We start from the raw sequence: 3651 nt of genomic DNA on the forward strand, positions 1-3651 counted from the left end.
ATTGTGGAGCTAAATTTGAATACAAAAAAACTGACAACCGTTAGGTGTCAGTTAAAGGTACTGTCATAAGAACACCTTTTAAAGGTGTTCTATGGCAGTATTTTTTTATTGTAAAAAATTAAATAAAAATAATTAAGATTGTCAAAAATATTAGATAGAAGGAAGGGATGAAAATTATGAGAAGTTGGCAACCTAATAATTTTAAACTTGAAACTGGAACTGTATGGAGATTTCCTGAAAGAGGTAGTTGGGCTACACATACATCAAAATATAGGGGTAACTTTTCACCCTATGTTCCAAGAAATTTAATTTTAAGATATTCAAAGAAAGGAGATATGATATTAGATCAATTTGTTGGTGGAGGAACAACGCTTATAGAATCAAAACTGCTAGGGAGAAATATTATAGGAGTCGATGTAAATACTCAAGCATTATGTTCGTGTAAATCTAGTACAAATTTTGAATACGATAATTCTGGCAAAGTATACTTGAGAAAAGGAGATGCTAGAAATTTAGACTTTATACCAGATGAAAAAATTGATTTTATCTGTACACATCCACCTTACGCAGATGCAATAAAATACAGTAAAGATATTGTAGAAGATATTTCTTTATTAGATTATGAGAGTTTTTTAAAAGAGATGGAAAAAGTAGCAAAAGAGAGTTATAGAGTTTTAAAAAAGGGAAAATATTGTGCGATTCTTATGGGAGATATTAGAAAAAATGGTAATGTTATACCATTAGGATTTGAAGTTATGAATATTTTCAAAAATGTAGGATTTATTAATAAGGAAATAATTATAAAGGAGCAGTATAACTGTAAGAGTACAGACTATTGGATCAAGAAAAGTTTTGAAAGGAATTTTTTATTGCTAGAGCATGAATATTTATTTGTATTTAGAAAATGATTAAAAAATGGAATAGTATGTAAAAGTTGAGTTAACTTGTTTTTTTCTTTTTTTCAATCTATAATTGTTCTATAGATTGAGAATAAAGAAAGGACAAATTATGAGCAATAATGTAAAAGTAGCTCCATTTTTAAAATGGGCAGGAGGAAAAAGACAATTATTAAATCAGATAAAAGAGAGAATGCCTAAAGAATATAATGATTATTATGAGCCATTTATAGGTGGAGGAGCTGTTTTGTTTGAATTGCAACCAGAAAAAGCTACAATCAACGATATAAATACATCGTTGATTAATGTATATAGACAAGTTAAAGATAATACTGAAGAATTTATAAAACTAGTAAATAAATTAGATTCAGAAATGTGGGAAGATGGTAAGGAATACTATCTAGATATTAGAGAAAAATACAATGATAAATTATTAAAAAAAGAATATGATTTAGAACTTGCTGCATTATTTACTTTTATGAATAAACATTGTTTTAATGGTTTATATAGAGTAAATAAAAAAGGTCTTTTTAATGTACCTTATAATAAAAGTAGAAGAACTTCTATAGAAGAAGATGATGTTAGAGAAACTGCAAAATACCTAAAGACAGTAAATATATTAGAAGGTGACTTTGAGAAAGCTTGTAAAGATGCTAAAAAGGGTGATTTTATATTCTTTGATAGCCCTTATGCTCCATTAAATCCAACTTCATTTGAGGCTTATACAAAAGAAGGATTTGATGTAGACAGCCATAAAAGATTAGCTAAGTTATATGATGAATTAACAGAAAGAGGATGTTATTGTATGTTGACTAATCACAATACGGAATTTATAAATGAGCTGTATTCAAATAAAGGATATAAAATAGATGTTGTCAGTGTAAAAAGAATGATAAATTCTGATGCATCAAATCGAAAAGGGGAGGAAGTAATTATTTGTAATTACTAGAAAAATGGAAGAAAAAATAATATCTAAATCAGTTGAAATATATTATGAAGATGAAGCCAGTAAACTCATACTAGGAGATACTTTTTCAGTGCTTTCTAAAATAAAAAAAGAAAGTATTGATATGATATTTGCAGATCCACCGTATTTTTTAAGTAATGATGGGATTACTTGTAGCGGTGGAAAAATGGTGTCTGTAAATAAAGGAAGTTGGGACACTTTAAATACTGAAAATAGTGTTTCTGAAAAGCATAAATTTAATAGAAAATGGATAAAAATGTGTAAAAGAGTTTTAAAACCCAATGGAACAATCTGGATATCGGGTACAATGCATAATATATATTCAATAGGAATGGCTTTAGAACAAGAAGGATTTAAAATAATAAATAATATAACTTGGCAAAAAACTAATCCACCACCAAATCTAGCGTGTAGATGCTTTACTCATTCTACAGAAACTATTTTATGGGCAAAGAAAAATGATAAAAAAAGTAATCATTTATTTAATTATAATGAGATGAAAGAAATAAATGGTGGGAAACAGATGAAGGATGTTTGGACTGGAAGTCTAACTAAAAAAAGTGAAAAGTCGGAGGGAAAACATCCAACGCAAAAGCCAGAATATTTATTAGAGAGAATAGTAATTTCTTCTACTGAAGAAAATCAGATAATACTAGATCCTTTTTGTGGCTCTGGAACAACAGGAGTTATAGCAAAAAGATATGGAAGAAAATTTATCGGTATAGATAATGAAATAGAATATCTAAATATAACTAAAAAAAGATTGGAGAAAGAGGATTATGAAGGGTAGAGATTTTGATTTATGGAGAAGTAAGTTTAGAAAAAGTATATCAAGCTACGATTATTATGTAGATTTTGAGAAAGTTGTAAAAAATGTAGAGGATATAAAAATTGAACTTAATATACTAACTTCTCTAGTAGGCTCTAAAAATATAGAAAGTGATTTTGAAAAAGTTGTAAGTAAGTATCCAGAAACATTGAAATGTATACCGATATTATTAGCTGTTAGAGCTGATGAACTATATGCACAAGATGAAGATGGAGCATTTGATTACAATTTTAAAAATATAAATCAGAGTGTAGAACAGTACAAGATATTTATGAAAAAAACTGGTTTATTTGACATGCTAGAAAACCACATAGTTAATAATTTAGTGGATTATGTATATGGTGTAGAAACAGGTCTAGATTCTAATGGTAGAAAAAATAGAGGCGGACATCAGATGGAAGACCTTGTTGAAAGATATATAAAAAAAGCTGGGTTTATAAAAGATGTAAACTACTTTAAAGAGCTAAAAACAACTGAAATGGAAAAAATGTGGAATCTAGATTTATCAGTATTATCTAATAAAGGCAAGGTTGTAAAAAGATTCGATTTTGTGATAAAGACAGAGAGTACAATTTATGCAATAGAAACTAATTTCTATGCAAGTCAGGGATCGAAGTTAAATGAAACAGCAAGAAGTTATAAGATGATAGCTCAGGAAGCTGAAGAAATAGAAGGATTTAAATTTGTTTGGTTTACAGATGGTTTAGGTTGGCAATCAGCTAGGGAAAATCTTAGAGAAACATTTGATATTATGGAATATATTTATAATATTGATGATTTAGAAAATAATATAATATCTCAGGTAATTGTATAAATTATGATTTATAAAAAGGATGCAAGAATGCATCCTTTTTTATTCTTAAGGAAATTATAATAATTTAAAACTGTGGAAAACTTGTGTATAATAGTAATATGAATGTATTGAAAAAGCGAAAAGATGAAAAAATAATTAATAAAAT

General features: G+C 27.7%; 4 protein-coding genes. All 4 read left to right on the forward strand.

Annotated features, from left to right (window positions below; genetic code table 11):
* The first annotated feature begins 176 nt into the window (after positions 1–176).
* The gene (locus tag ACK2WN_RS11810) at positions 177–908 is read left to right on the forward strand and encodes a TRM11 family SAM-dependent methyltransferase (RefSeq protein WP_330000200.1); all 732 of its coding nucleotides are present in this window, start codon (positions 177–179) and stop codon (positions 906–908) included.
* Between the two features lie 100 nt (positions 909–1008).
* The gene (locus ACK2WN_RS11815; RefSeq protein ID WP_416155675.1) at positions 1009–1845 is read left to right on the forward strand and encodes a DNA adenine methylase; all 837 of its coding nucleotides are present in this window, start codon (positions 1009–1011) and stop codon (positions 1843–1845) included.
* A gap of 4 nt (positions 1846–1849) precedes the next feature.
* Entirely contained in the window at positions 1850–2653 is an 804-nt protein-coding gene (locus ACK2WN_RS11820; protein ID WP_300529141.1) for a DNA-methyltransferase, read from the forward strand.
* Positions 2643–3506: a type II restriction endonuclease gene (locus tag ACK2WN_RS11825; protein WP_416155676.1), complete on the forward strand. Its 864-nt coding sequence runs from the start codon at positions 2643–2645 to the stop codon at positions 3504–3506. The genes ACK2WN_RS11820 and ACK2WN_RS11825 overlap by 11 nt, the downstream gene beginning before the upstream one ends.
* Positions 3507–3651 lie beyond the last annotated feature (145 nt).

Source organism: Peptacetobacter sp. AB800 (genome assembly GCF_047807365.1).
Taxonomy (GTDB): Bacteria; Bacillota; Clostridia; order Peptostreptococcales; family Peptostreptococcaceae; genus Peptacetobacter.